This is a genomic window from Phytoactinopolyspora limicola (assembly GCF_011320225.1).
GTDB classification, from domain to species: Bacteria; Actinomycetota; Actinomycetes; order Jiangellales; family Jiangellaceae; genus Phytoactinopolyspora; species Phytoactinopolyspora limicola.
Window position 1 is genome coordinate 89,464 of record NZ_JAAOEN010000015.1, and the last position, 22,825, is coordinate 112,288.

At 65.8% G+C, this 22,825-nt stretch carries 21 protein-coding genes; 12 read left to right on the top strand and 9 right to left on the bottom strand.

Translation table 11 applies throughout. The features are described 5' to 3' along the window. Positions 1 to 96 precede the first annotated feature (96 nt). The 7 genes from G8760_RS24230 to G8760_RS24260 form a co-directional block, all read right to left on the bottom strand. Positions 97 to 831, bottom strand: coding sequence for a hypothetical protein (locus G8760_RS24230; protein ID WP_166355415.1), 735 nt, complete (start codon positions 829 to 831; stop codon positions 97 to 99). Further along, positions 828 to 1,226 carry a hypothetical protein gene (locus tag G8760_RS24235; protein ID WP_166355416.1) on the bottom strand — a complete coding sequence of 133 codons (399 nt, stop codon included), beginning with the start codon at positions 1,224 to 1,226 and terminating at the stop codon, positions 828 to 830. Before G8760_RS24235 ends, G8760_RS24230 begins: the two co-directional genes overlap by 4 nt. Positions 1,227 to 1,407: 181 nt before the next feature. After that, positions 1,408 to 1,806, bottom strand: a complete 399-nt coding sequence (locus G8760_RS24240; protein WP_166355417.1) for a hypothetical protein — start codon at positions 1,804 to 1,806, stop codon at positions 1,408 to 1,410. A 77-nt stretch (positions 1,807 to 1,883) separates the two neighbouring features. Continuing rightward, positions 1,884 to 3,320: an alpha/beta hydrolase gene (locus G8760_RS24245; protein ID WP_166355418.1), complete on the bottom strand. Its 1,437-nt coding sequence runs from the start codon at positions 3,318 to 3,320 to the stop codon at positions 1,884 to 1,886. 65 nt (positions 3,321 to 3,385) lie between these two features. Beyond that, entirely contained in the window at positions 3,386 to 3,700 is a 315-nt protein-coding gene (locus G8760_RS24250) for a hypothetical protein (protein ID WP_166355419.1), read from the bottom strand. Positions 3,701 to 3,753: 53 nt separating this feature from the next. Further along, complete coding sequence (locus tag G8760_RS24255; protein WP_166355420.1) at positions 3,754 to 4,770, bottom strand: hypothetical protein; 1,017 nt, start codon at positions 4,768 to 4,770, stop codon at positions 3,754 to 3,756. Positions 4,771 to 4,772: 2 nt separating this feature from the next. Then, on the bottom strand, positions 4,773 to 5,480 hold the full coding sequence (locus tag G8760_RS24260; protein WP_166355421.1) for a hypothetical protein: 708 nt from the start codon (positions 5,478 to 5,480) through the stop codon (positions 4,773 to 4,775). 240 nt (positions 5,481 to 5,720) lie between these two features. On the opposite strand from G8760_RS24260, the gene G8760_RS24265 reads away from it, so the two are divergent. Then, on the top strand, positions 5,721 to 7,301 hold the full coding sequence (locus tag G8760_RS24265; RefSeq protein WP_166355422.1) for an acyl-CoA mutase large subunit family protein: 1,581 nt from the start codon (positions 5,721 to 5,723) through the stop codon (positions 7,299 to 7,301). A 63-nt stretch (positions 7,302 to 7,364) separates the two neighbouring features. Here G8760_RS24265 and G8760_RS24270 read toward each other — a convergent pair whose 3' ends face one another. Continuing rightward, positions 7,365 to 8,609: an NAD(P)-binding domain-containing protein gene (locus G8760_RS24270; RefSeq protein WP_166355423.1), complete on the bottom strand. Its 1,245-nt coding sequence runs from the start codon at positions 8,607 to 8,609 to the stop codon at positions 7,365 to 7,367. A gap of 84 nt (positions 8,610 to 8,693) precedes the next feature. On the opposite strand from G8760_RS24270, the gene G8760_RS24275 reads away from it, so the two are divergent. From G8760_RS24275 to G8760_RS24320, 10 genes are all read left to right on the top strand, one after another. Further along, positions 8,694 to 9,644 carry a LysR family transcriptional regulator gene (locus G8760_RS24275; protein ID WP_166355424.1) on the top strand — a complete coding sequence of 317 codons (951 nt, stop codon included), beginning with the start codon at positions 8,694 to 8,696 and terminating at the stop codon, positions 9,642 to 9,644. Positions 9,645 to 9,671: 27 nt separating this feature from the next. After that, positions 9,672 to 10,367, top strand: coding sequence for a hypothetical protein (locus G8760_RS24280; RefSeq protein ID WP_166355425.1), 696 nt, complete (start codon positions 9,672 to 9,674; stop codon positions 10,365 to 10,367). Positions 10,368 to 10,552: 185 nt separating this feature from the next. Continuing rightward, the gene (locus G8760_RS24285) at positions 10,553 to 11,611 is read left to right on the top strand and encodes a hypothetical protein (RefSeq protein WP_166355426.1); all 1,059 of its coding nucleotides are present in this window, start codon (positions 10,553 to 10,555) and stop codon (positions 11,609 to 11,611) included. Between the two features lie 160 nt (positions 11,612 to 11,771). Beyond that, positions 11,772 to 12,809, top strand: a complete 1,038-nt coding sequence (locus tag G8760_RS24290; RefSeq protein WP_166355427.1) for a BMP family lipoprotein — start codon at positions 11,772 to 11,774, stop codon at positions 12,807 to 12,809. Between the two features lie 75 nt (positions 12,810 to 12,884). After that, the gene (locus G8760_RS24295) at positions 12,885 to 14,471 is read left to right on the top strand and encodes an ABC transporter ATP-binding protein (RefSeq protein WP_166355428.1); all 1,587 of its coding nucleotides are present in this window, start codon (positions 12,885 to 12,887) and stop codon (positions 14,469 to 14,471) included. Next, positions 14,468 to 15,604 carry an ABC transporter permease gene (locus G8760_RS24300; protein WP_166355429.1) on the top strand — a complete coding sequence of 379 codons (1,137 nt, stop codon included), beginning with the start codon at positions 14,468 to 14,470 and terminating at the stop codon, positions 15,602 to 15,604. Before G8760_RS24295 ends, G8760_RS24300 begins: the two co-directional genes overlap by 4 nt. Further along, a complete protein-coding gene (locus G8760_RS24305; RefSeq protein WP_166355430.1) occupies positions 15,601 to 16,875 on the top strand; it encodes an ABC transporter permease in 1,275 nt (424 codons plus the stop codon). Before G8760_RS24300 ends, G8760_RS24305 begins: the two co-directional genes overlap by 4 nt. Before the next feature lie 35 nt (positions 16,876 to 16,910). After that, positions 16,911 to 17,294 (top strand): cytidine deaminase, encoded by a 384-nt coding sequence (locus G8760_RS24310; protein ID WP_166355431.1) that lies wholly within the window; start codon positions 16,911 to 16,913, stop codon positions 17,292 to 17,294. A gap of 165 nt (positions 17,295 to 17,459) precedes the next feature. Beyond that, on the top strand, positions 17,460 to 18,815 hold the full coding sequence (locus G8760_RS24315; protein WP_166355432.1) for an MFS transporter: 1,356 nt from the start codon (positions 17,460 to 17,462) through the stop codon (positions 18,813 to 18,815). Between the two features lie 573 nt (positions 18,816 to 19,388). After that, on the top strand, positions 19,389 to 20,693 hold the full coding sequence (locus G8760_RS24320; RefSeq protein ID WP_166355433.1) for a thymidine phosphorylase: 1,305 nt from the start codon (positions 19,389 to 19,391) through the stop codon (positions 20,691 to 20,693). Between the two features lie 68 nt (positions 20,694 to 20,761). Here G8760_RS24320 and G8760_RS24325 read toward each other — a convergent pair whose 3' ends face one another. Beyond that, complete coding sequence (locus G8760_RS24325; RefSeq protein WP_166355434.1) at positions 20,762 to 21,622, bottom strand: RDD family protein; 861 nt, start codon at positions 21,620 to 21,622, stop codon at positions 20,762 to 20,764. Positions 21,623 to 21,746: 124 nt separating this feature from the next. Here G8760_RS24325 and G8760_RS24330 point away from each other — a divergent pair, with 124 nt between their 5' ends. Further along, the gene (locus G8760_RS24330) at positions 21,747 to 22,748 is read left to right on the top strand and encodes a stage II sporulation protein M (RefSeq protein ID WP_166355435.1); all 1,002 of its coding nucleotides are present in this window, start codon (positions 21,747 to 21,749) and stop codon (positions 22,746 to 22,748) included. Positions 22,749 to 22,825 lie beyond the last annotated feature (77 nt).

Genomic DNA, 22,825 nt, shown 5'->3' on the forward strand with positions numbered 1-22,825 from the left:
GTGGAAGTCCTTGCTCAGCCTTGGCAATGGGTAACGCGGCGATAGCCAGGAATCTCGTGATCAGCATTGTCGGTGCGATGCAGCGCAGCAATGTGATCATTCGAATAGCCCTTCGCACGGAGCGAGGTCGTCGTTGTAGCTGACGTTCGAGACCATCCAGCGGCCGTCCAGGTGTTGCAAGGTGGGTGTTGTTAGGTAAAAGGGATCGTCGGCCGTTGGAGGGACACCTGCCGGGCCGTAGAACCACCCGCGGTTGTCGATGCAGACGGCCGCGGTCGCCGTGCCGCCGTCGATCTCTACCGAAAGCGCGATCTCGTCGACGGGTGGGCCGCTGTGGACGAGTTCTTCGTCGATCATCTGTTCGGCGTACTCGCGAGTGGTAGTGAGGTTGGGGTCGATGGCATGTTGTTGCATGCCGGAGTCCTCGAACGGGACTCCCCAGAGGAGTTGTTCCCACGCGGCCTCGTAGTGGCCGAGGGCTTCGATGACGTCGAGTTCTTCGTCGGTGGCGTCGTCGGGTGGGGTGATGGGGATGACGTCGCGGAGTTCGACGACGTTCTCCTGGGGGAGGTATGGCTGGGTGAAAGTGGCCACAGGGGTGGGGTCATCGTCGGATGAGACGTCGTTGGTGGTTTCCTCGGGGGGTTCGTCGGTCGGTTCGGGGTTGCCGGTCGGATCGGGTTCCGGTGTCAAGGTGTTTGATGTGGTGGTCGCCGGGGTGGTGGGGGCGACGGTCGCTGGCTCGGTGTCAGAGCCGCATGCCGCTACGGCTAGTGCAGTTATTGCTGTGAATGCGAGTAGGTGAGTGATGGTGGGTGCGCGGAGGTTCATGTGTCCCTCGGAGACTCGCCGGTCCTGATGCACGGTGACCTCGATGTGATGCTGAGTCGGCCGTCGCTGCGTTCCAATAGGCGGATGGTTAAGCCGTCGGTGCGGGCGGTGAGTACCCGAGCCAGCTCACGGTCGCGCACGTCGCGGATGATGTCGTAGCCTCGATCCGTCCAGAAGGTGTGTGCCGCATCGAAGGTCTGCTGATTGTCTTTGACGGGGAGATCGTCGAGCCAATAGCGGCGCTCGACTTGATAGAGACCGTTGTGTCGGCCGAAGTGGTCATCACAAGGCACGTCGACTGGCGGGAACTGCTCCGTGCGCGGCCGGGGGGTCATGGCGTCGGCCGCATCGTGGACATGCTGGCCGACCTGCTCGATGGCTTCGTCTTCGGTCATCGAAACGTCCTTCCCCGTGCAGCCGGTGACCGCCAGTACGACGATCGATGCGACTAGCACAGCGACTCTTCTCATGAGTATTCCCGTTCGAACGGGCCAGTGATTGCGACGGCGAGCGCGATGTGGCGTGATGGTGAGTCGGTGAGTGGTGTCGAGGCGGGTGGTGGTGAGCGCGCGGAGTTCATGTGTCGCTCGGAGACTCACTGGTCCTGATGCATGGAGACGTCGCACGGATGCTGAGCTCTCCTTCAACGCTCTCCAGGAGATGAACCGTGAAACCATCACTGTGCGCCGTCAAAGCGCGGGCCTGGGCGCGGTCGCGGATGTCGTCGACGATCTCGTAGCCGGTGTCAGTCCAGTAGGCATACAGTGTGTCGAAAGTTTGTCGATTGTCTTCAACTGGCAGGTCGTGGAGCCAGTATCGGCGCTCGACTTGGTAGAGGCCGTCGTCCCGGCCCGCCTGATCTCTGCACGGAATGTCAAGTCGGCGCCTCGGCTCAACAGAAGGAGCAGGAATGATCTGCGCAACGGCGTCGGCGATGTGTTGCTCGGCACGTTCAAGTGCCTCTGCCTCGGTCATGAAAGAGTCCTCCGTCCCTGTGCATCCGGTGAGCGCAAACGCCACGGCAGCCGAGACGGCCCCGATGAAATGTCGCATTAGCGAACGAACCCGTATTGGCCGGTAATGATGTAGGCGAAGTTGTTCCGCGCCTTGTTTCCGTTGTCCCAATAGCTGGAGTGTCCGCCTGGGTTGCTTCTGAAGTAGGTCGGACCGATAGTGCCGTCAATCGTGTGGAGACCGAAGCGGTTGCTGGAAGGCTGTGTCCCGAGGATCCGATCGGGCGTGAACAGAATCGGATCCCCATGTGCCGTCGTAGCGAAAACATGCCCGGCATCGACTCCGAGATCTGAAACGTGGTTGACACCTACCCCCGGACTTGCGATGAACACGAGATTGTCCACGTGTATGTCTCCTTCCTTGGCGGCATGTCCAATGACGGTGGTGCCGTAGCTGTGTCCAAGGAGCGTGTTGTGGGAGTTGCCTTCTATATGGGTAACGCGGAGTGTTTCTTGGAAGCGGCGTAGATTAGGGGCGGCGGACTCGGCCCTGCTGGGGCTCCACGCGGTGTGGGACGGGTTCTGAACGTCGAGGATGACATCCTGTGGCGCGTTGTATCCGAGCCACATGATCACGGCCGTTGAGCTGGATTTTGCCGCATCGTGGGCGTCGTCGAACATGATGTCGGCGCGGCGGATGTCGGTGTTGATGCGTTCGTCGAGCTGGCTGCCCGTGCCGGGGACGTAAGTGCCGACGTTGTCGGCTTCATCCGGGTTGCCAATCGAGATGACGGTGCGGCCCAAGCCCTGTGTGCTGAAGTCGATGAGGTATGCGGGTGGATCGGTGCGTTCTAGTCGTTCTTGGATGGCGAGTAGGCCGGGCAGGCGTTGGCCAAGGCGTGAGGCTTCCTGGAGGCGGGGAAGGTGTGCCATGGGATCGGTTGGTGGGACTGGGCGGCCGTCGAAGTAGAGAGGTGTATCCAGACCGGGCGGGTTGATCAGTCTGCTCAGTTCGTGCCGTAGGCGCTCGATCTCATGCGCCAGGACTGCTCGGTTTGCTTGGTCGCGAAACGAGACGGGGACCCCGTCGAGCCGACCTAGCAGGTAGGGGTGGTACTCGGTGAGGTAGTTCTTCTCGTCGTCGCCTAGTCCGGTCCACCACTGGTTCACCTCGCCTGGGGGACGGCTGGTTTGGTCGTGGATTTGATGGCTAACGTGGCCGTTGCCATCGATCAGATCGCCAGTGAAATGGACGACGCCATCTTCGCCATGCAAACGGTAGTTGCTCTGGTGGACCAGCAGAATTTCGGCTCGACGGTGCCGTTCACGTAGGTCGGGAACCACTGAATCAAGTTCGCGTTTGGCGGCGCCGAGGCGGTTGAGGCTAGCCGTGTCGACGCCGAAGTAGGCGAAGTCTCGTTCCAGGCCTGGCAGCCATTGGTGTAGCCCGTTCAGCGTCTCTTCAAGGTCGGCGACGGCCTGGCCGAGGACGTCGAGATCAATGGAGGCGTAGCGGTTGCTTGCCGATGTGTTCACCGCGAACTCCAACTAGAGACTGCTTCGTCGGCCTTGGTGCACGGCCGTGCTGTGGTGGATTCGTGTCATCGGCTGTTCAGCTCCGCTTGCATTAGCTCGGCGACGTCTTCTGGGACCAGGTCGTCCATTGCTCCTAGAGAGGTCTCGATGTCGGTGATGAGGTCGGTGCGGCTGGTGCTGATGTCGTTGGCGGCGGGTGCGAGTGAGTGGTCATAGGTGTCTTGCGCAACCGATCCTGTCCATCCCTGGCCGACGCCGATGGTCTCGGCCGGTCCAGTGATGTCCATGATGTCGTCGAGAGCGCGTTGCGCCCGTTTGAGCACTTGTTCGAGGGCGGCCTTCATCGGGTTGGGGACCATCGGTGGTGTCTCGTCGTCCACAGCGGTGGTGTCTTTCTACGAGTGCTCTCGTTGGGGCTGTGTTGGGGTGTTGATCAGCGGACGATGGTTTGAACCTCGGCGACGGGTACGGTGATCGATTGGTCGGTGTAGATCGAGTCCAGATCACCGCTGTCGGTCTCGGCGCCGTTGAATCCGCCGCGCCAGCCGGTTTGCCAGACGGCGTCGATGGAGACCGGGAATCCGGCTGGGTAGGCGGTCGATGCGCGCTCGAAGGTCACGGCGCAGGCGGGTTCGGTGCCGGGGCTCCACGCGGTGATCGCTTCGGCGGGGCTGCATGTCGTGCCGCCGGCCGGCGAGGTGATGCGTAGACCGTCGGTGCTGGCCCATACCTCGACCCAGGTGCCGGTTTCGGGGATGGTGGCGCGGAGTTCGAGTCGGCCGTTCTCGCCGCCAACAGCGTTTTCGTCGACAACCCAGTATCCGGTACTGAAGTTGACCATGGTGGTGTTGTCGGTGCCGGACATCTTCGGGTTCTGGTCGACCTCGGGCGACGGGATCTCGATCAGCGCGTGTGCGGTCAGCGCAAGTTCTTCGGGTTGGATGACCACGGGTGGTTCGGTTTCGGTGTTCTCCCACCACACCGCGATCTGGGGGATACAGGCGTCGGGGTACCACGCCTGACAGGTACCGAGAAAAGCCTCGAAGTCATCGATCGTGGCGCCGTCGACGCATTGAGCGCGGTACCAACGACCGTCGCGTGGTTCGTCGTTTTCAAGGATCTCAATGATGTAGTCCGGGTTGGGGAGGAAGTACCAACTCACGGGAGTTCTGGTAAGGGTGGTGAACCACCACGCGAGAAACTCTTCATCGCTGTCAAACGCGTTCCACCAGCAGCGTGCTGGGATCGACACGGTCTCGGTGCGGCTACCCCCGGGTATGGTGTCACCCTCGATCACGATCGTCTCGGTAACCGAACCCTCGACGGTCTTGTCGTCGTCTTCCGAGTTGTTGTCGCGGCCGTTGGCGTGGACGGGTGCGAGAAACGCCGAGGAGAGTAGGCAAGCGACCGCCAAGGTCAGCAGACCGCGTCGAATAGGGCGCTGGTTCATGCTCACTCGAACAACTCCTCGCAAGGTGAGACGTCGTCGTCGTAGCTGACGTTCGACACCATCCAGCGGCCGTCCAGGCGTTGCAAGGTGGGTGTTGTTAGGTAAAAGGGATCGTCGGCCGTTGGAGGGACACCTGCCGGGCCGTAGAACCACCCGCGGTTGTCGATGCAGACGGCCGCGGTCGCGGTGTCGCCGTCGATCTCTACCGAAAGCGCGATCTCGTCGACGGGTGGGCCGCTGTGGACGAGTTCTTCGTCGATCATCTGTTCGGCGTACTCGCGAGTGGTAGTGAGGTTGGGGTCGATGGCATGTTGTTGCATGCCGGAGTCCTCGAACGGGACTCCCCAGAGGAGTTGTTCCCACGCGGCCTCGTAGTGGCCGAGGGCTTCGAGGACGTCGAGTTCTTCGTCGGTGGCGTCGTCGGGTGGGGTGATGGGGATGACGTCGCGGAGTTCGACGACGTTCTCCTGGGGGAGGTATGGCTGGGTGAAAGTGGCGGCCGGGCTGGGATCGTCGTCGGGTGTGGGGTCCGCGGTGGGTTCTTCCGTGGGGTCGGCGACGTCGGCGGGCTCGGGGTCCGGTGTCGGGGTGTCCGGCGCACTCGTGGCCGGGGTCGTCGCGTCGAGCCCGGCTGGTTCGCCGTTGGAGCCGCACGCCGCCACAGCGAGCGCGGACACCGCCGCTATCGTGATACGCAGGGTGAACCGCATGTGACTCCTTGTTCATCGTCTATCGCGACCACGGGTCAGGATAGCCGTAAGTGGTGTGGTGCGCACGGGGGCCAATAGCTCGTTCTGCCTCGTTGTCGTGAACCTGTTGGCTGTGAAGAATCTCCTGGTGTGCCACATCTCACGGCCATAACGTGGGGGGATCACTACGGTTGGGCCAAGCTTGACGACAACAGGACTTCCAGGCTTGACGTGAGAGCCGTCGGCCGAATCGAGGCGAGCATGAACGCGACAACGGAGTCCGGACTGCCGATCGAACCCGTGTACGGTCCGGACGTATTGGACGGCTGGGACCCGGCGACGCAGCTGGGGGAGCCCGGCTCGTACCCGTTTACCCGGGGCGTGTACCCGAGCATGTACACCGGGCGGCCGTGGACGATGCGGCAGTACGCGGGCTTCGGCACCGCTGCCGAGTCCAACCAGCGTTATCACGAACTCGTGGCGGCCGGCACCGGCGGACTCTCGGTGGCCTTCGACCTGCCGACGCAGATGGGGTACGACTCCGACGCCGCCCTCGTCAAGGGTGAGGTCGGCAAGGTCGGGGTGGCCATCGACTCGATCGAGGACATGCGGACGCTGTTCAACGGGATCCCGCTCGATCAGGTGTCGACGTCCATGACCATCAACGCCCCGGCGGGGTTGCTGCTCCTGCTGTATGAGCTCGTCGGCGCCGAGCAGGGTGTCCGTGGTGACCAGCTGACCGGCACCATCCAGAACGACGTGTTGAAGGAGTACATCGCCCGCGGCACCTACATCTTCCCTCCAGCGGCGTCGCTGCGGCTGGTCAGCGACATCTTCGGGTATTGCCGCCGGAGTATCCCGCGGTGGAACATGATCTCCATATCCGGCTATCACATGGCCGAGGCCGGTGCCACGCCCGCGCAGGAGATCGCGTTCACGTTGGCCAACGCCAAGGAGTACGTGCGGGCCGCGTTGTCCGCCGGGCTAGACGTCGACGAGTTCGCCCCTCGGCTGTCCTTCTTCTTCGTATCGCGCACGACCTTCCTCGAAGAGGTGGCGAAGTTCCGTGCCGCCCGGCGGATTTGGGCGCAGATGATGCGCGACGAGTTCGGGGCGCAGAACCCCAAATCGCAGATGCTGCGCTTCCACACCCAGACCGCCGGTGTTCAGCTGACCGCGCAGCAGCCGGAGGTCAACCTGGTCCGGGTGGCGGTGCAAGCCCTCGCGGCCGTGCTGGGCGGCACCCAGTCGCTGCACACCAACGCATACGACGAGGCCATCGCGCTGCCGACGGCGAAGGCCGCTCGGCTTGCGTTGCGTACCCAGCAGGTGCTCGCACACGAGACCGACGTGACCCGCACGGTTGATCCGTTCGCCGGGTCGTTCGCGGTCGAGTCGATGACCGACGACGTGGAGGAAGCGGCCCGGGATCTCATCCGCCGGGTCGACGATCTGGGCGGCGCGGTGGCCGCCATCGAGCGAGGTTTCCAGAAGGACGAGATCGAACGTTCCGCCTATGCCGTCGCGCAGGAGATCGAGCGGGGCGAACGGGTCGTCGTCGGGGTCAACCGATACACCAGCGACGGCGACGAACCGTACGAGCCGCTGCGCGTCGACCCCGAACTTGAGGCACAGCAGGTGGAGCGGCTTGCCCGGGTGCGCGAGACCCGTGACGGTGCGGAAGTAGAACGCAACCTCGACGCCTTGCGCGCGGCGGCCGCCGGTTCGGACAACGTCATGGACCCGATGCGGGCCGCCCTAGCGGCTCGGGCCACGGTCGGGGAGGTATGCGACGCGTTGCGTGAGGTCTGGGGTATGTACCAGCCGCCCTCGACCCTCTGACCACCCGCCGGCGGTGTCCAGGTGTTGCCTGGCCGCGCGGCGGGCGGCGGGGAGTGGAGGGTGTCAGGAAGCCGTCCGGCGTTGGTAGGCCTTGTTCGCGATCCACCACCTGTCATCGACGCGCACGAGCACGAACACGTCGGTGAAGGTGTCAGGGCCATGCCACAACGTCATCGATGCGGTACCTACCGTGTCGACGGTGCTGAGATGTTCGACGCGTCGGCTGCGCGTGGGTTCGTCTGGTGCGGGACGGCCGGTGAAGATGGCGTAGTACTCGTCCAGATTCCACGAGACGAACTGGCCGTCGCGTAAGCCTTCGACGTGAGCCGTGGGGAGAAACGCTGCCTCGAAGTGTCGCGGATCGCCGGTGGCGTGGCCGGTTGCGTACGCCACCAGCGGGGCCATAGCTGGTGCCTCTGTCCTGACGCCGGGTGCGGTGGTCAGCCGGATGTCGGTCAGTCCGTCGTCGATGGCCGGTGTGGTGTGCTCACACAAGGCGGAGATGTCGTCGTCCTCGGTCACCTGACCGGTGGTGAGCGCGGTGTGTACGTCGGTGGCCAGGTTGGCGGCGGCAGGCGAGTGACGCGTCAGAAGGTCGAGATCCTTCGCGAGCGCCCCGACGGCGAAGTCGGCGTCGGTGAAGTCCCGGTCGGCGAGCCGCTTCCGCTTCGCCAACACCAACCGGCCATGGGCGGACCTCTCGAGGACGGCCAACGCTTGATCTTCGTCGAGCCGAAGGTCGGAGGCGTGCTGGCGGCTATCTCGAACGCCGAGCAAGGAGCGGCCTAGGGTGCCGTTGGCCACGAGCTTCGCGGCGGCGGCGTCTGCCGGCGACCCGATATGGACCGTCTCGCCCAGGTCGGACAGTAGTTTCTCGGCCCGGTCGACGTGGGCGGGGCGCCCGCCGGTGAGCACCGCCAGCGCCCCGGTCGCCACCGCGGACACAGAGCCGAGCACGGGTGCGTGGACGTAGGCGGCGCCGGTACGGGTCACCTCGTCGGACAGCGCCGTCGCCTCGTCCGGTCCGACGGTACTGGTGTTGACCACGACGGTGCCGGGACTGAGAGCGGCACGGCAGTTGGCCAGCACTTCAGCGCACGCCGGCCCATCGAACAGGCTCAGGATGACGAAGTCTGCCGAGTCGATCGCGGTGGTCGGATCGGCGGCGAGCGGCGGATCTACTACGGGGTGGGCCGTTCGGTTCCAGGCCGTCACTGACCATCCGTGTTCCTGTAGTCGACGGCTGATCGCGGACCCCATCCTGCCTAGGCCGAGTACAGCCACGCGGGGGTTGGGTGGTGTGTGCATACCGTCAACGGTGACTGGCCAATAGGCCTGTGACAAGCGAAGATCAAGCAGATCAGGCATGCGCGTATCGCATACCATCATGGTGTGACGTTAACCGCATGGCAGACCTACTTGGCTGTTTGCCGGCTGGGGTCACTCACCGCAGCTGCTTCCGAGCTCGGCTACACCCAGTCGGCGGTTTCGCGGCAGATCCACACCATCGAGCGGCTCGCCGGAGTGCCGCTGCTGCGGCGGCACGCCCGCGGGGTTGCCCCCACTGCTGCTGGCGACGCCTTCCGGCACCATGCTCGGGTGGTTGTGACCGAAGCGGACCGGGCAGTACGCTCCGCGCGAGCTGCCGCCGCTGGGCCGGACGCACACACCCTCGCCGTCGGCGCCACTCCGTCGACGGCAGCCAGCATCGTTCCGGCGGCCCTGCGGGAACTCCCAGGTGATGGCGATCAAGTCATCTGGACACTGCTGCCGGGCCTGACCGCCGAGCTCGAGGTCATGGTTGGTGCCGGTGATCTCGACGTCGCCGTCGTGACGGACGCACCCCCTGGCCTGACCGACGACCCACGGCTAGTGCGGCATCCCGTCGGGGTGGACGAGATGTGTGTCATCGTGCCTGCGGGTCATCGATGCGCAGGGCTCGACGAGGTGTCGATCGGCGAGTTTATCGGGGAGACATGGGTGGAGGACAACGACGGCTCAGCGGCGCTGCTGCGCCGAACCGCGGTCCGTGCGGGGTTCGAGCCTCGGATCGACATGGCCGCCGTCGACCTCATGGGCAAGATGGCGTTGGTGGCTGCCGGGCATGCGGTTGCTCTGATCCCGGGTGTCATGGCGCCCACTGTTCGGCGGGACGTCTCCACCGTCCGGCTGGCCGACCCTCCGCGGCGCGGGATCTACGCCACGGTGCCCGTCGTCGCCGCGAGAGGTGCGCCGGCGGCGATGGCGTTCGTCGACCGGTTGACCGCCACCCTGAACGCCTGGCACCCCCACCCCATGATCATGAACACTTGTCCGTGCCATGGCACGGACAAGTGTTCATGATCATGGGGGTGTCAGTAGGGTGTCCGGGTGTCTCGAACGACGATGCGCCGGATGGCGCCGGCCACCGCAGCAGCACTCATGTTGGTCATAGCCGGATGCTCCAGCGACTCCGCGGAGCCAGCCGGCCTCGACGGCACTGCCACCACCACGGTCGGACCCGTGCCGGACCCCACTGATACACCGGCCGCCACCACGTCCACTCCAGACCCGCCCGATGACGCCACGCCCGAACCGGAGGCATCGTTCACCCAACCTCACCTTCCCGGCGACGAGCCGAGCGTCATCTCGTTGGCGGAGGAGTTGCCCATCGAAGCGCCGGAGGGTGTGACCGACGACGACCTTCAGGTCTTGGAGGCCGCCGGACGGTTCATGGCTAGTTGGCAGGCCGTATTGTTCGGTGCCGACGACAAGCAATCCGGCATTCGCGACGTCGCCACGGGTGTGCAGCTAGACCGGCTGATCGACTTGATCGGCGAAATGGATCGAGAAGAGTGGGTGTTCATCGGGACGCCGATGCAACTGGAGGCACTCGACCTTGGGGTTGCCGCCGACCGTGCCGAGGTAGACCTGTGCATCAGAATGCTCGACTGGTTCGAGATCCGGCAGGGCGCCGCCGCCCCTGCTTCCCACCTCGAACGTTACCGGCTGGACTTGCGGCTGCTGGATGACCAGTGGCTCGTCGAGGACACCGCGGTTCAGGACAACACCGCCTGTGGTGGCTAGTGGTACCCCCACTCTATGCCCGGGGTCCATGGTGCGCAGCAGCGGCCGGTCGGTCTCCTGGTGCCCTGTGACCGTCAGTTCATCCGCAGTTTGACCATACGTTGTGCCGTGAGATGTCCGGAAACACCGCAATCCTGCTAACCTACCGACGATCGACCGCCGACGCATCGAGGTGTACACGTTTCATGCGCAGGATGATTCGTACCGGAGCCGCCCTAGGTCTGACCGCCGCCGTGTCGTTATCCCTCCTAGTCGGCGCAGGTGCGGAGCTTCCTGGTGGTGGCGGAGATTCGGACGGTGACGGATATACCGTGGCGGTGAGCGTCGACCTCAGCGGTGACGGAGCACCTGGTGGTGGCGGCAGTTACACGGTGCACGTTCCCCCGGTCTGTTGGTGGGTCCCGCTCGACTTGGCAGCCATGGGCTGGGCGGATATCGATCCAAGTGATCCCGGAGCCATCAAGGAATATGTCACCGAAAACATCCTCCCAGGCTATACGGGCCATGCCGCGTCGGGTCGGCATGCCTGGCCGGATGTCGACGTGTTCGACGAGGCCATTGAGCGTTATGAGAACGGCGATAGCATCACGTGGTACCAGATCGCGTCGGAGTCGCCTGATGCGAAGCCGTGCTCACCTCATGTGCACGACGTCTCCGATGACCTTGGGAATGAGATCCCAGTTCGTTACACCTTCTTCGTCACTGGTTCACAACCCGAACCTGTGATCGATCCAGAGGATCTGGCGGAAGCTGCCCGTGACGTGATGGTGATCGATGAGCCGGAGGTCGATCGTAATCCGAAGATGGCCGGGAGCAGTGCTGGCGCGACGCTGGTCAACATCGCCACGTGGTTCTGGGTGACGAACCCCGACAGTGTTGGTGGGCCGGACGGCGAGCGCACTATCCGGGCCGATGTGGCCGGCGGTGACGTGTGGGCCGAGGTGACCGCGCGGACGGGTGGCCTGTCGATCGCCTCCCCGAGCGGAAGTGTGTTCTGCGAACCCAGCCTCGCCCTCATTGAGTGGGGGGACGCCGATGAAGGATGCACGGTGACGTTCCGCCGCGCGTCGATCGGTTATGCCAACGGGTATCCGGTTACGGCGTCGACGGAATGGTCGGCGACGTGGGAGGGCCAGACTCAGGACGGCGATGCCGTCGGCGGTGAACTCGACCCGCTGTCTCGCGACTCGGAGGTTTTCGTCCCAGTGGCCGAGATCCAGTCGATCGTCCGCGGATTGCTCTGACCCGCCGTAAGAACGGCACATTAGGGGCGATTCGCTTTCGGTCTTGTAACAACGTCGTGTCGGTGTCGCCAGCCGTCGTTTCGGCGGCTACGCTCTCCGTCCTCGGGCCGTATTCATTGACGTCATGCCCGAAGCCAAAGGCCATTGGAGGGAGACGCCCATGCGACGGGTGTTGAAATATGCGGTGGGTGCTGCTGGGCTGGCGCTACTGCTCGGGGCATGTGCCAGCGATGACGACGGCGACAACGGCACTACCAGCGACAACGGCGCCGCCAGCGACCTGAGTGTCGGACTTGCGTTCGACATCGGGGGGCGGGGCGACCGTTCATTCAACGACGCCGCGGCCGCCGGGCTCGAACGTGCTCGGGATGAGCTGGGCGTCGACTTCCAAGAATTGTCGCCGAACCCGGACGGGTCGAACCGCGGTGAGCTGCTGCGGGAGTTGGCTGACGCTGGCCGCGAGCCGATCTTCGGGATCGGCTACGCCTTCATCGAGGACATGGACACGGCTGCCGGTGAGTATCCAGACGTCCAGTTCATCCGGATCGACGGTATCCCCAGCGACCACGACAACGTCGCGGTGATGACCTTCGCCGATCATGAGGGTTCGTTCCTCATGGGAGTAGCGGCGGCGCTGAAGACGGAGTCCGGCCAGGTGGGCATCATCGGCGGCAACGAGGGCGCGGTCATCAACGCGTTCGCCGCTGGGTTCAAACAGGGCGTCGAAGCTGTCGACCCATCCATCGAGATCGCCGACCAGCGGCTGGCGGCCGGCGAGGACGCCAGCGGCTTCCGGGATGCGGCTGGCGCCAGGGTGGCAGCAGAAGCGATGTACGACCGCGGTATCGACGTGATCTATACACCAGCAGGTGACTCCAACGTCGGTACCTTCCAGGCGGCCGCTGATGCCGGCAAATGGGCCATCGGCACCGACTCGGACCAGTACGAGACCGTCGGCGATCCAGAGCTGCAAGAGGTGATCCTCACGTCGATGCTGAAACGGGTCGACGTCGCCGTCTTCGACAGCATCGCGGCCTTCGCCGACGGCGAGGACATCGTGTCCCATGCCTACGACCTGTCCGATGACGGTGTTGGCTACACCACCAGCGGCGGGTTCATCGACGACATCGTCGATGAACTCGACGACTACAAGCAGCGGATCGTCGACGGTGAGATCGAGGTCAGCCCGACGGAGTAGTTCTCACGACGTCTGTGTGGGTCCGGTAGCCGGCACATCGGCCGCCGGGCCCGGCACGACCCGTGAAGGGGGCCCATGGACAACGCCGATCAGGATGTGACCGTCGAGGACGACGAACCCGCTGTCGTCCAGTTGACCGGGATTACCAAACGGTTTCCGGGTGTAGTGGCGAACCGCGACGTTCACCTCGACGCGCGCCGCGGTGAGGTACATGCCGTCGTCGGCGAGAACGGCGCCGGCAAGTCCACTCTGATGAAGATCCTCTACGGCATGTATCAGCCGGACGAGGGAACCATCACGGTGGATGGCGAATTGGTGCGGTTCCACACCCCCAAAGATGCGATCGACCTCGGCATCGGCATGGTGCACCAGCACTTCATGCTGGCCGACAACCTGACCGTGTTGGAGAACATCGTCCTGGGGGCGGAACCGCGCCGTGGTATTCGGCTCGACTACGCCGCGGCCCGCCGACAGATCCGTGAGCTGTCCGACCGCTACGGTTTGGGCCTGCATCCAGACCGGCTGGTCGAGGAACTCTCGGTCGCCGCCCGCCAGCGGGTGGAGATCGCCAAGGTGCTATTCCGCGGTGCGCGGGTGCTTATCCTGGACGAGCCGACGGCCGTACTGGTGCCGCAAGAGGTCGATGCGCTGTTCTCCAACCTGGTCCAGCTGCGGACGGCGGGCCTGTCGGTGATCTTCATCAGTCACAAGCTGGATGAAGTACTCCAGGTGGCCGATCGGATCACGGTGATCAGGCGCGGTTCGACGGTGGCCACCGTCGAACCAGGGACGACGACGTCGCGCCAGCTCGCGGAGTTGATGGTCGGCAGCGAACTGCCCACGCCGCAAACCGCCGAGTCCACTGTGACCGATCACGTGGAGTTGGCGGTCACGGACGTCACCATCACCTCCGACGATGGTCCTGACCTGCTGCGAGATATCTCCTTCGACGTCCGCCGGGGGGAGATCGTCGGGTTCGCCGGGGTGGAGGGCAACGGCCAGAGCGAGCTGGTCGAGGCCATCATGGGGTTGCGATCCTTGGACGCGGGCCGGGTGGTGCTCGGCGCCGACGACGTCACCCAGTGGTCGGCGCACCGCCGGCGGGTCAGTGGGGTGGGCTTCATCCCCGAAGACCGGCATCGGCAGGCCCTGTTGCTGGACGCGCCCTTGTGGGAGAACCGGTTGCTGGGCTGGCATAGCCAGGAGCCGGCGGGGGGCCGATTCTGGATCAACCCCAAGTCGGCGCGGGCCGAGGCGGCGCAGATCATGACGGATTACGACGTCCGCGCGCCCGGACCGGAGACCTTGGCCGCCGCGTTGTCTGGTGGCAACCAGCAAAAGTTCGTCATTGGGCGGGAGATGAGCACCCAGCTGCGAGTGTTGGTCGCCGCGCATCCAACACGCGGCATCGACGTCGGGGCCCAGGCCGCCGTCTGGGATCGCTTGCGCGAGGCTCGCGCCGCTGGCCTGGCGACCGTGCTCATCTCGGCTGATCTCGACGAGTTGCTCGGCCTCTCCGACACGCTCTACGTGTTGTTCGGTGGGCGTATCGTCGCCAAACTCGATCCCGCCGACGTCACCCCCGAGATCCTCGGCAGCTACATGACCGGCGCCACTCCTGCTGAGGCCGGCCCAGCCGACGACCCGGGAGAACTCGCATGACGCGGCTGCTCGGATGGTGGCGGCGGATGGCGCCGACGCTGGTCGCGTTGGGTGTGGCGCTCGTCATCACGGCTCTGTTCATCCTGATCATCGGTGAGAATCCACTACGCGCGCTGGCCGCCCTATTCGACTTCGGCGAAACGAGTGTGGCGCAGGCGAACTCGATCGGCGTCTGGATCAACCGGGCGGCGCCCCTGTTCCTGGCCGGTTTGGCGGTCAGCATCGGCTTCCGGATGGGCCTGTTCAACATCGGAGTCGAAGGCCAGTACCGGATCGCTACCGTGGTGGCAGCAGGTGTGGGGGCGGCGCTGGTGCTACCGGCGCCACTGCACGTGTTAGTGATCGTCGTCGCCGCCATGGCTGCCGGCGCTGTGTACGCCGCCATTCCCGCGGTGCTCAAGGTGACCCGCGGAGTCAGCGAGGTCATCTCCACGATCATGCTGAACTCGATCGCGATCGCATTAGCCGCCTGGATGGTGCGGGTGCCGTTCGTCGACCCCGATCTCGGGCCCGGCGAGAACGTCGCGACGCGGCGGATCGCGGAATCCGGCCAGTTCCCCGGGCTGAACGAGTTGTTCGGGGTGATCGGGCTCGAAGAGCCGCGCCGCCCGGTGCACGGGTTCGTCGTCGTCGCGATCGTGGTCGGGATCGTGATGGCGATCGTGCTGTCGCGGTCTCGGTTCGGGTTCGAGCTGCGGGCCACCGGGCTGAACCCGTTCGCTGCCACCGCCAATGGGATCTCGTCGAAGGCGATGATCATCAAGGCGATGCTGGTGTCCGGGGCGTTGGCCGGGCTGGTCGGCCTGCCGGACCTACTCGGGTCCGCACACCGATTCCAAGCTGACTCATTCGTCTCCGGCTACGGGTTCACCGGTATCGCGGTCGCCCTGTTGGGGAGGAACAAACCGGTGGGCATCGCCCTGGCGGCGTTGCTTTTCGCCTTCTTGGACCGGGCCGGGCCGAGCCTGCAATCCGAGGGGATACCGCCGGCCGCCGTGATCATCATGCAGGGAATCGTCGTGCTGTCCGTTCTCGTGGTCGACGAAGTCGCCCGTCGTGGAATGCTCCGCCGTGAGGAACGACGGGCTCGCGCTCAAGACCCGGCGACGGTGACCGAGGAGGTGGCTCGATGACAACACGGACCGAGCCGCCGATTCAGACCGAGCCGGACGGCCAGGCACATCGGCTGTCCCGCATGCACCGGATGCTTCTGCTGGTGGCGCTCGGGTTCATCGCCATCTCGCTGGTCCGCGTCGTCAGCGGCGAAGTTGTGCTGACCAGCAGCGGAACCGCCCGTGCGATGCTTACGCTGGCGCTGCCGATCGCCATGTGCGCCCTAGGTGGCCTGGTGGCCGAGCGGGCCGGTGTGATCAACATTGGTCTTGAAGGCATGATGATCCTCGGAACGTGGGGGGCCGGCTTCGGTGGCTGGCACTACGGGCCGTGGGGTGCTCTGCTCGGTGCCTTGATCGGCGGTGCGCTGGGCGGGTTGCTGCATGCTGTGGCCACCGTTAGCTTCGGCGTCGATCACATCGTCAGCGGTGTGGCGATCAACTTGGTCGCGGCTGGCCTGGTGCGGTTCCTGTCCGAAGCGGTCTACACCGACGCGACCGAGGGTGGCGGACCGACCATGTCGCCTCCGCTGGGGTCGGTGAGTACGTTCGATGTACCGATTCTGTCCTCCGGTCCGAATGTGCTCGGCCGGCTCGAAAACACCGGCGTTTTCCTGATCTCCGACGTGGGCGGCCTGCTCCGCGGCTTGACCAGCGGCCTGACCGTGTTCACCCTGATCGCGCTGGCGATGATCCCACTGGTGTGGTTCATTCTGTGGCGCACCGCGTTGGGTTTGCGTTGGCGCTCGGCGGGAGAGAGCCCGGTCGCGGCGGAGTCGCTCGGTGTCAACGTCTATCGGATGAAGTACCTGGCGGTGGTGGTCAGCGGAGCGCTGGCCGGACTAGGCGGATTCGTGCTCGTCATGTTCGAGCAGTCGTATCGGGAAGGTCAGACCGGGGGCCGCGGGTTCATCGGGCTAGCCGCGATGATCTTCGGCAACTGGCGCCCGGGCGGGCTGTTGGCCGGGTCCGGTCTGTTCGGATATGCCGACGCGGTCCGGCTGCGGGCCGCGACGTCGGCGGCGATCCTGGCACTTCTCCTGCTCGTCGGCCTCATTCTGGCCGCCGTTGGTATCTGGGACCTGTACCGGCGCCGCTACGTCCTCAGCGCTGTGCTTCTTGTCCTGGCAGGGCTCGCGGTCGTGGGTTGGGCCGGGTTGGACGCATTGCCGCACGAGGTCACGACCATGACGCCGTACCTGGTGACCCTGGCGGTGCTGGCCACCGCCTCGCAGCGGCTGCGGCCACCAGCGGCCGACGGGGTCCGATACCGCCGCGGCGAGGAACACTGACGTGGATCGACGCGCGTCGCGGATGGAGAGACTCTATGGCTGAGCAGGTTGATTGGGCAGCGTTGCGAGCAGCGGCAGGGGAAGCGTCGCGGCATGCCTACGCGCCGTACTCGTCGTTCCCCGTGGGGGCTGCGGCACTGGTGGACGACGGGCGGGTGGTCACTGGCTGCAACGTCGAGAACGCGTCGTACGGACTGACCCTGTGTGCCGAATGTGGTTTGGTGTCGAGTCTGATGGCCACCGGCGGCGGCCGGCTGGTCGCGTTCACCTGTGTGGGTGGTGCGGACCGGGAAACGATCATGCCATGTGGGCGGTGCCGCCAGTTGCTCTGGGAGCATGGCGGCGCGGAGCTGCTCGTCGATACTCCAGCCGGTGTGCTGGCGATGACGCAGGTGCTGCCGCAGGCCTTCGAGCTGTGAACAGCTCCGCCAGCACCCTGGTACCACCTGGCGGACACGGGATGAACAATTCCGGGCCACTGTCCGCGGCCCATCTGAACGTCCAGCGACGCCCCAGGTGGCCGTACCGGAACAGGGCGCATCACCTCCGGCGGCCGCGGACAGCCGCCAACTAGGCTGTCAGGCGTGCCTGTTAAGAGCGGACTGCTCGCCGATGTGTGGACGTTGCTGCGCCGGAGTGGGTTCCGGCGCCTGTTCGCGGTGCGGATCGCCGGCCAGGTGGGTGACGGTGTGTTACAGGTGGCACTCGTCTCGTTTGTTTTCTTCTCGCCGGAGCGGCAGACTACGGCGCCGGCGGCGGCCGCGGCGTTCGCCGTCATCCTGTTGCCGTACTCCGTAGTCGGACCATTCGCTGGGGTGTTGTTGGACCGCTGGCAACGCCGCCAGATCTTGTTGCTGGCCAATTTCCTGCGCGCCGCGCTCGCACTGGTGGTTGCCTGGCAGGTGATCGACGGCAACATCGGGCCGCTGTTGTTCGCCACGGTGCTCGTCATGTTGTCGCTCAACCGGTTCATCTTGGCGGGACTCGGCGCATCGGTACCCCGCGTCGTACCTCGCTCCGAGCTGGTCCTGGCCAACTCGATCGCACCGACCGCTGGGGCCGTCGCCGTCGTCACCGGTGTGAGTCTCGGGTATGCCACCCAGCGCTGGGTGCTCGGCTCGGACGCGGACGAGTCCGCCGAGAGCCCGGTCGTCGTCGCCAGCGCCGTGATGTACCTGGTCGCGGGGCTGCTGGCGCTGCGGCTCGGGCGGCGTGTACTGGGCCCCGACGAGGGGGCAGCGCGGATCACGCTCGGACATGCGGCTCGGCAGGTGGTGCTGGGGATGACTGCCGGAGCCCGGCACGTGGCCAGCCGGCGGCCAGCACTGCTCGGCCTGCTCGCCATGGCGGGCACGAGGTTCTTTTACGGTTTCACCTTGATCGTGGCCATCCTGCTGTCGCGTAACTACTTCCATGACCCCGACGACGTCGACGCGGGCCTCGGCACCCTGGCGCTGTTGCTGGGACTGTCCGGTGCGGGATTCGCGCTGGCCGCCATGGTGACGCCGCTGGCCACCCGGCGGATGCGGAAAGAGACCTGGGCGGCGGTGCTGCTGGGCGCGGCCGCGGTCGCCGTGATCGCCCCCGGGGGTCTGTTCACCGTGCCCGCGCTGGCGGTGGTGGCGCTCGTCCTCGGGCTGGCCACCCAGGGTGTGAAGATCGTCGTCGACACAGTGATTCATGAGAATGTGGACGACGAGTACCGGGGACGTGTCTTCTCGTTCTACGACGTCGCCTTCAACGCGACGTTCGTGGCGGCGATCTGCGTCGCTGCGCTTTTGCTGCCACCAACCGGCCAGTCTCACCTGGTGCTGCTGCTGATCGCGGCCGGCTTCGGCACTACCGCGGTGGCGTACCGGTACTGGGCGGTAGGACATGCTCTGGCCGTTCCACCTCGTCCCTCCCCGCCCCATGATCATGAACACTTTGCCGGGTCATGACCCGGCAAAGTGTTCATGATCATGGGGCGGGAGCGACGAGGTGTGCCGCGGTCGGCCCGTTGTCGCTCCTCTGGGTGGGCGATATCGCGCACTTCGCTACTGCCAGGTGGTGTTAAGAGCCGGATTCGGGCTTTAACGCCATTTGGCGGTAGCGGAGTCCGGGGCAAGCAGCAGAGTCCTCATCGCGAGGGACGCGTGTCGCCGTCCGGGCGACAACAAGGAGGCTTACTGCGGCCTTCGCTCTGGGCACAAGGAGGCTTGTTGTCGCCAGGGCGACAACAAGGAGGCTTACTGCACTCGGCGGCGTGCCGTGAGGAAGCTTGTTGCGGCCGGCCGAGCGCGGGCGTCGCCAGAAATGTACGCCGAGACCGATGGCCGCGACGAACGGGCTGCTTGTAGATCCGATCGCCACTCCACGGATCGAGGCTAAGACGCAATCGGATGCACTACACCGCGCCGTCGCCCGCTAACCCCAACCGACAAGTCACCAAAAACACCCGCGACACACTAGTGCGCTGCGGGGGGGGGAGGGTGGGTGGCCGGCGGCGCCTCGAGTCGGGCATCGTTGGGCGCATGACTAGCGCATCCCGCTTCGACGCCGTCGACATCATCCGAACCAAACGTGACGGTTCAGAGCTGTCCGACGCGCAGATCGACTGGGTCATCGACGTATACGCACATGGGCATGACGGCGGGATCGCCGACGAGCAGATGGCAGCGCTAGCGATGGCGGTTCTCCTCAACGGGATGTCGCGGCGCGAAGTCGCTCGATGGACCGACGCCATGGTGCGATCCGGCGTGCGAATGGACTGGTCATCCGTCCCGCGGCCAACAACAGACAAACATTCCACCGGCGGGGTCGGTGACAAGATCACGTTGCCGCTCGCCCCCACCGTGGCCGCGTGTGGTGCGGCCGTCCCGCAACTATCCGGCCGGGGCCTCGGCCACACGGGTGGCACCCTGGACAAGTTCGAGGCTATTCCGGGCTGGCGGGCATCCCTGGCTGCCCCGGAGATGCTGGCCGTCGTCCGCGACGTGGGTGCGGTGGTTTGTGCGGCGACCGACGACCTAGCGCCGGCCGACAAACGCCTGTACGCCTTGCGCGACGTCACCGGAACCGTCGAGTCGATCCCGCTCATCGCCAGCTCGATCATGAGCAAGAAGATCGCCGAGGGCACCGGGGCGCTGGTCCTGGACGTCAAGGTCGGTTCCGGCGCTTTTATGAAGGACGTCACCGCCGCACGTGAGCTGGCCAGCACCATGGTCCACCTCGGTACCGACGCGGGTGTCCACACCGTAGCGCTGCTCACCAACATGCAGACGCCACTCGGGTGCACCGTCGGCAATGCCTTGGAGGTCCGAGAAGCGGTGGAGGTGCTCGCCGGTGGCGGCCCCGACGACGTCGTCGACCTCACCATCACACTGGCCCGGGAGATGCTCGAAGGCGCGGGGCTCGACGGTATCGACCCGGCGGACGCCCTGCGCGACGGCTCCGCCATGGACGTGTGGCGGCGGATGATCACTGCCCAAGGGGGAGACCCGGAAGCGCCGCTACCCACCGCACGTCATAGCCACACCGTCGTGGCCCCGGCCGCTGGTGTGCTCACCGGGCTGGATGCCTACAGCGTAGGAGTGGCCGCGTGGCGCCTCGGCGCCGGACGAGCTCGCAAAGAGGACGCGGTTCAAGCTGGCGCGGGTGTCGAACTACACGCGAAGCCCGGAGCGTCCATCCGGGGTGGCGAACCGCTGATGACCCTGCACACCGACGAACCAGAGAGGTTCGAGCGAGCGTTGGAGGTGCTCGACGGTGCGTACGCCGTAGGACCCGAGGGATCCCGGCCCGATCTGCTGCCGCTGGTGATCGACCGCATCGCCTGAGCCCGGGTGTGTACACCGTTCCTGGCCTCGCCGGGTGCCGAGGCCTCGTGGCGCACAAGGCGGATGCGTCACCGTGGAGGTGCGAACCCACCGGTAGGCCGCTGATGACTGGACTGGTCGGAGCCGTCGACGGATGGCGGCTGCGCAGGGGGCGGCGTCGCTTCGTGGGAAACCCGGGTGGTGGCCTGGCCGGACATGCGCTCAATCTCCCGGCGCCCGCGTTCGCCTAGCACTGCCGCCAGATAGGCCCACGCCGGCACACCTGGCGGCGGTGGTGGGGTGACCACGGAGGCAACCTGGTCGGCTAGCCGTGCGCCCAGGTCGTCCCGCACGGCGGGAGCCATCTGTGGTGCCCTGATGAGATAGTTCCGCGCGTTGAGCGCGAGGTCGTTGGGAAGCCGGGCCAGTTCGAGGGTGCGGGCCCAACCAGCCAGTTCGGGTGGTACGGCCGGCGGCCCGGGAAGTGAGGGAATACGTTCGCGCAACACCACAGTGCCGGCGAGCACGTCACCGATACGTTTACCGCGCTCGTTCAGGAGCGAGCAGAAGATCGCTCCGACACCGAGTGTGACGACGAAGTCGGCGAACACTCCGCTGAGGGCGCGCACGAGAGCATGCCGAGCGCGGATCGGCCCACCGTCGTCGCGAACCACCCGCAACCCGAGCGCGTACTTGCCCGCCGACCGGCCGCCGGTGAGTGTTTCGATGGTCGCCGGGACGGCGACGAGCAGGGTGATGGTGACGACCAAGCCGAGAGCGGTGGCCAACGCCGGATCGAGCGCCGGCACCACCGCGTTGGCGATCCCGAACAGCGCGAGCCCGCAACCGGCGTAGATCGCCACGTCGATGGCGATGGACAGCACCCGGGACGGCAGCTTCGCCAAGCGCAGCTCTAGCGGTACAGCCTCGCCGGTCACCACGTCGTTCATCCCCCCAGTCTGCCCCACACCGCGCACGTGCTCCGGTGTCCGGTAGACAGCCCGTCGCCGGGTGGAGCATCGGCCCGCCGTCATTGGTAGCGTCTAGCCGTTAGCCAGCGGCGGAAGGAGGCCCGTGGACGTCGAGGCGTTCATCGCCGCGCACCAGCACGAGTGGGACCGCCTGGACACCTTGGTTCGCCGTCCGGGTCGCCTAACCGGCGCCGAGGCCGATGAGCTGGTTGGGCTGTACCGGAGCGTCTCTACCCACTTGGCCATGGCCCGCTCCGCGGCACCCGACGCCGTCCTGCTCGGGCGTCTATCCAGCTTGGTGGCGCGGTCCCGGGCCGCGGTGACGGGTGCCCGGGACCCTCGGTGGTCCGATGTGGTCCGCTTCCTCACCGTGGGGTTTCCGGCCGCCGTCTACCGCAACCGGCGCTGGTGGGTAGCGGTCGCGGTGGCGTTCGTCGTCGTCGGTACCGCCGTGGCGTGGTGGGTCGAGGCCAACCCGGACGTACAGATGGCCATCGGTGCCCCGGAGGAGATCCGGCAACTCGTCGAACACGACTTCGAGGACTACTACTCCACCCACCCGGCCGGCTCGTTCGCTGCCCAGGTGTGGATCAACAACCTGTGGGTGGCGGCCGCCTGCCTGATCCTGGGTGTGTTTCTTGGGGTGCCGGTCATCGTCGTTCTCTGGATGAACGTACTCAACGTGGCCGTGTCGGCCGGGCTGATGGCCGCCGCCGGACGCTTGGACGTGTTCTTCGGGCTGATCACGCCGCACGGGTTGTTGGAGCTGACGGCGGTGTTTATTGCCGCCGGTGCCGGCCTGCGGCTGGGCTGGACGGTGATCGATCCAGGGCCGTTGCGACGTACTGAGGCGTTGGCGCGGGCCGGGCGCGCGGTGGTGGGTTTGGCGGTGGGGCTGGTTGGCGTCCTGCTGATCTCCGGTGTCATCGAGGGGTTCGTGACACCGTCGGGCCTGCCCACATGGGCCCGGGTGGGGATAGGGGTCGTGGCCGAGGTGGCGTTCCTGACGTACGTGTGGGTGTTCGGCCGGCGGGCCGTGCAGGCTGGTGAAGAAGGTGACGTCGACGATGTCGCCCGGGGCGATTCTCTCCCCGTCGCCGCCTGACGAAGCCAGTGATCGTTGTCGGTTTTCTGCCCCCATCCCCGGTGATCGTCGTCGGGATCCGGTCCCTATAGCGACCG

Bases quoted from the DNA above. Each gene is read 5' to 3' on its own strand.
- G8760_RS24260 (WP_166355421.1), bottom strand. From the start codon at position 5,480: ATGCGGTTCACCCTGCGTATCACGATAGCGGCGGTGTCCGCGCTCGCT.
- G8760_RS24320 (WP_166355433.1), top strand. From the start codon at position 19,389: ATGACTAGCGCATCCCGCTTCGACGCCGTCGACATCATCCGAACCAAA.
- G8760_RS24325 (WP_166355434.1), bottom strand. From the start codon at position 21,622: ATGAACGACGTGGTGACCGGCGAGGCTGTACCGCTAGAGCTGCGCTTG.
- G8760_RS24285 (WP_166355426.1), top strand. From the start codon at position 10,553: ATGCGCAGGATGATTCGTACCGGAGCCGCCCTAGGTCTGACCGCCGCC.
- G8760_RS24295 (WP_166355428.1), top strand. From the start codon at position 12,885: ATGGACAACGCCGATCAGGATGTGACCGTCGAGGACGACGAACCCGCT.
- G8760_RS24305 (WP_166355430.1), top strand. From the start codon at position 15,601: ATGACAACACGGACCGAGCCGCCGATTCAGACCGAGCCGGACGGCCAG.
- G8760_RS24240 (WP_166355417.1), bottom strand. From the start codon at position 1,806: ATGACCGAGGCAGAGGCACTTGAACGTGCCGAGCAACACATCGCCGAC.
- G8760_RS24310 (WP_166355431.1), top strand. From the start codon at position 16,911: ATGGCTGAGCAGGTTGATTGGGCAGCGTTGCGAGCAGCGGCAGGGGAA.
- G8760_RS24230 (WP_166355415.1), bottom strand. From the start codon at position 831: ATGAACCTCCGCGCACCCACCATCACTCACCTACTCGCATTCACAGCA.
- G8760_RS24290 (WP_166355427.1), top strand. From the start codon at position 11,772: ATGCGACGGGTGTTGAAATATGCGGTGGGTGCTGCTGGGCTGGCGCTA.
- G8760_RS24300 (WP_166355429.1), top strand. From the start codon at position 14,468: ATGACGCGGCTGCTCGGATGGTGGCGGCGGATGGCGCCGACGCTGGTC.
- G8760_RS24235 (WP_166355416.1), bottom strand. From the start codon at position 1,226: ATGACCGAAGACGAAGCCATCGAGCAGGTCGGCCAGCATGTCCACGAT.
- G8760_RS24270 (WP_166355423.1), bottom strand. From the start codon at position 8,609: ATGCACACACCACCCAACCCCCGCGTGGCTGTACTCGGCCTAGGCAGG.
- G8760_RS24265 (WP_166355422.1), top strand. From the start codon at position 5,721: ATGAACGCGACAACGGAGTCCGGACTGCCGATCGAACCCGTGTACGGT.
- G8760_RS24255 (WP_166355420.1), bottom strand. From the start codon at position 4,770: ATGAACCAGCGCCCTATTCGACGCGGTCTGCTGACCTTGGCGGTCGCT.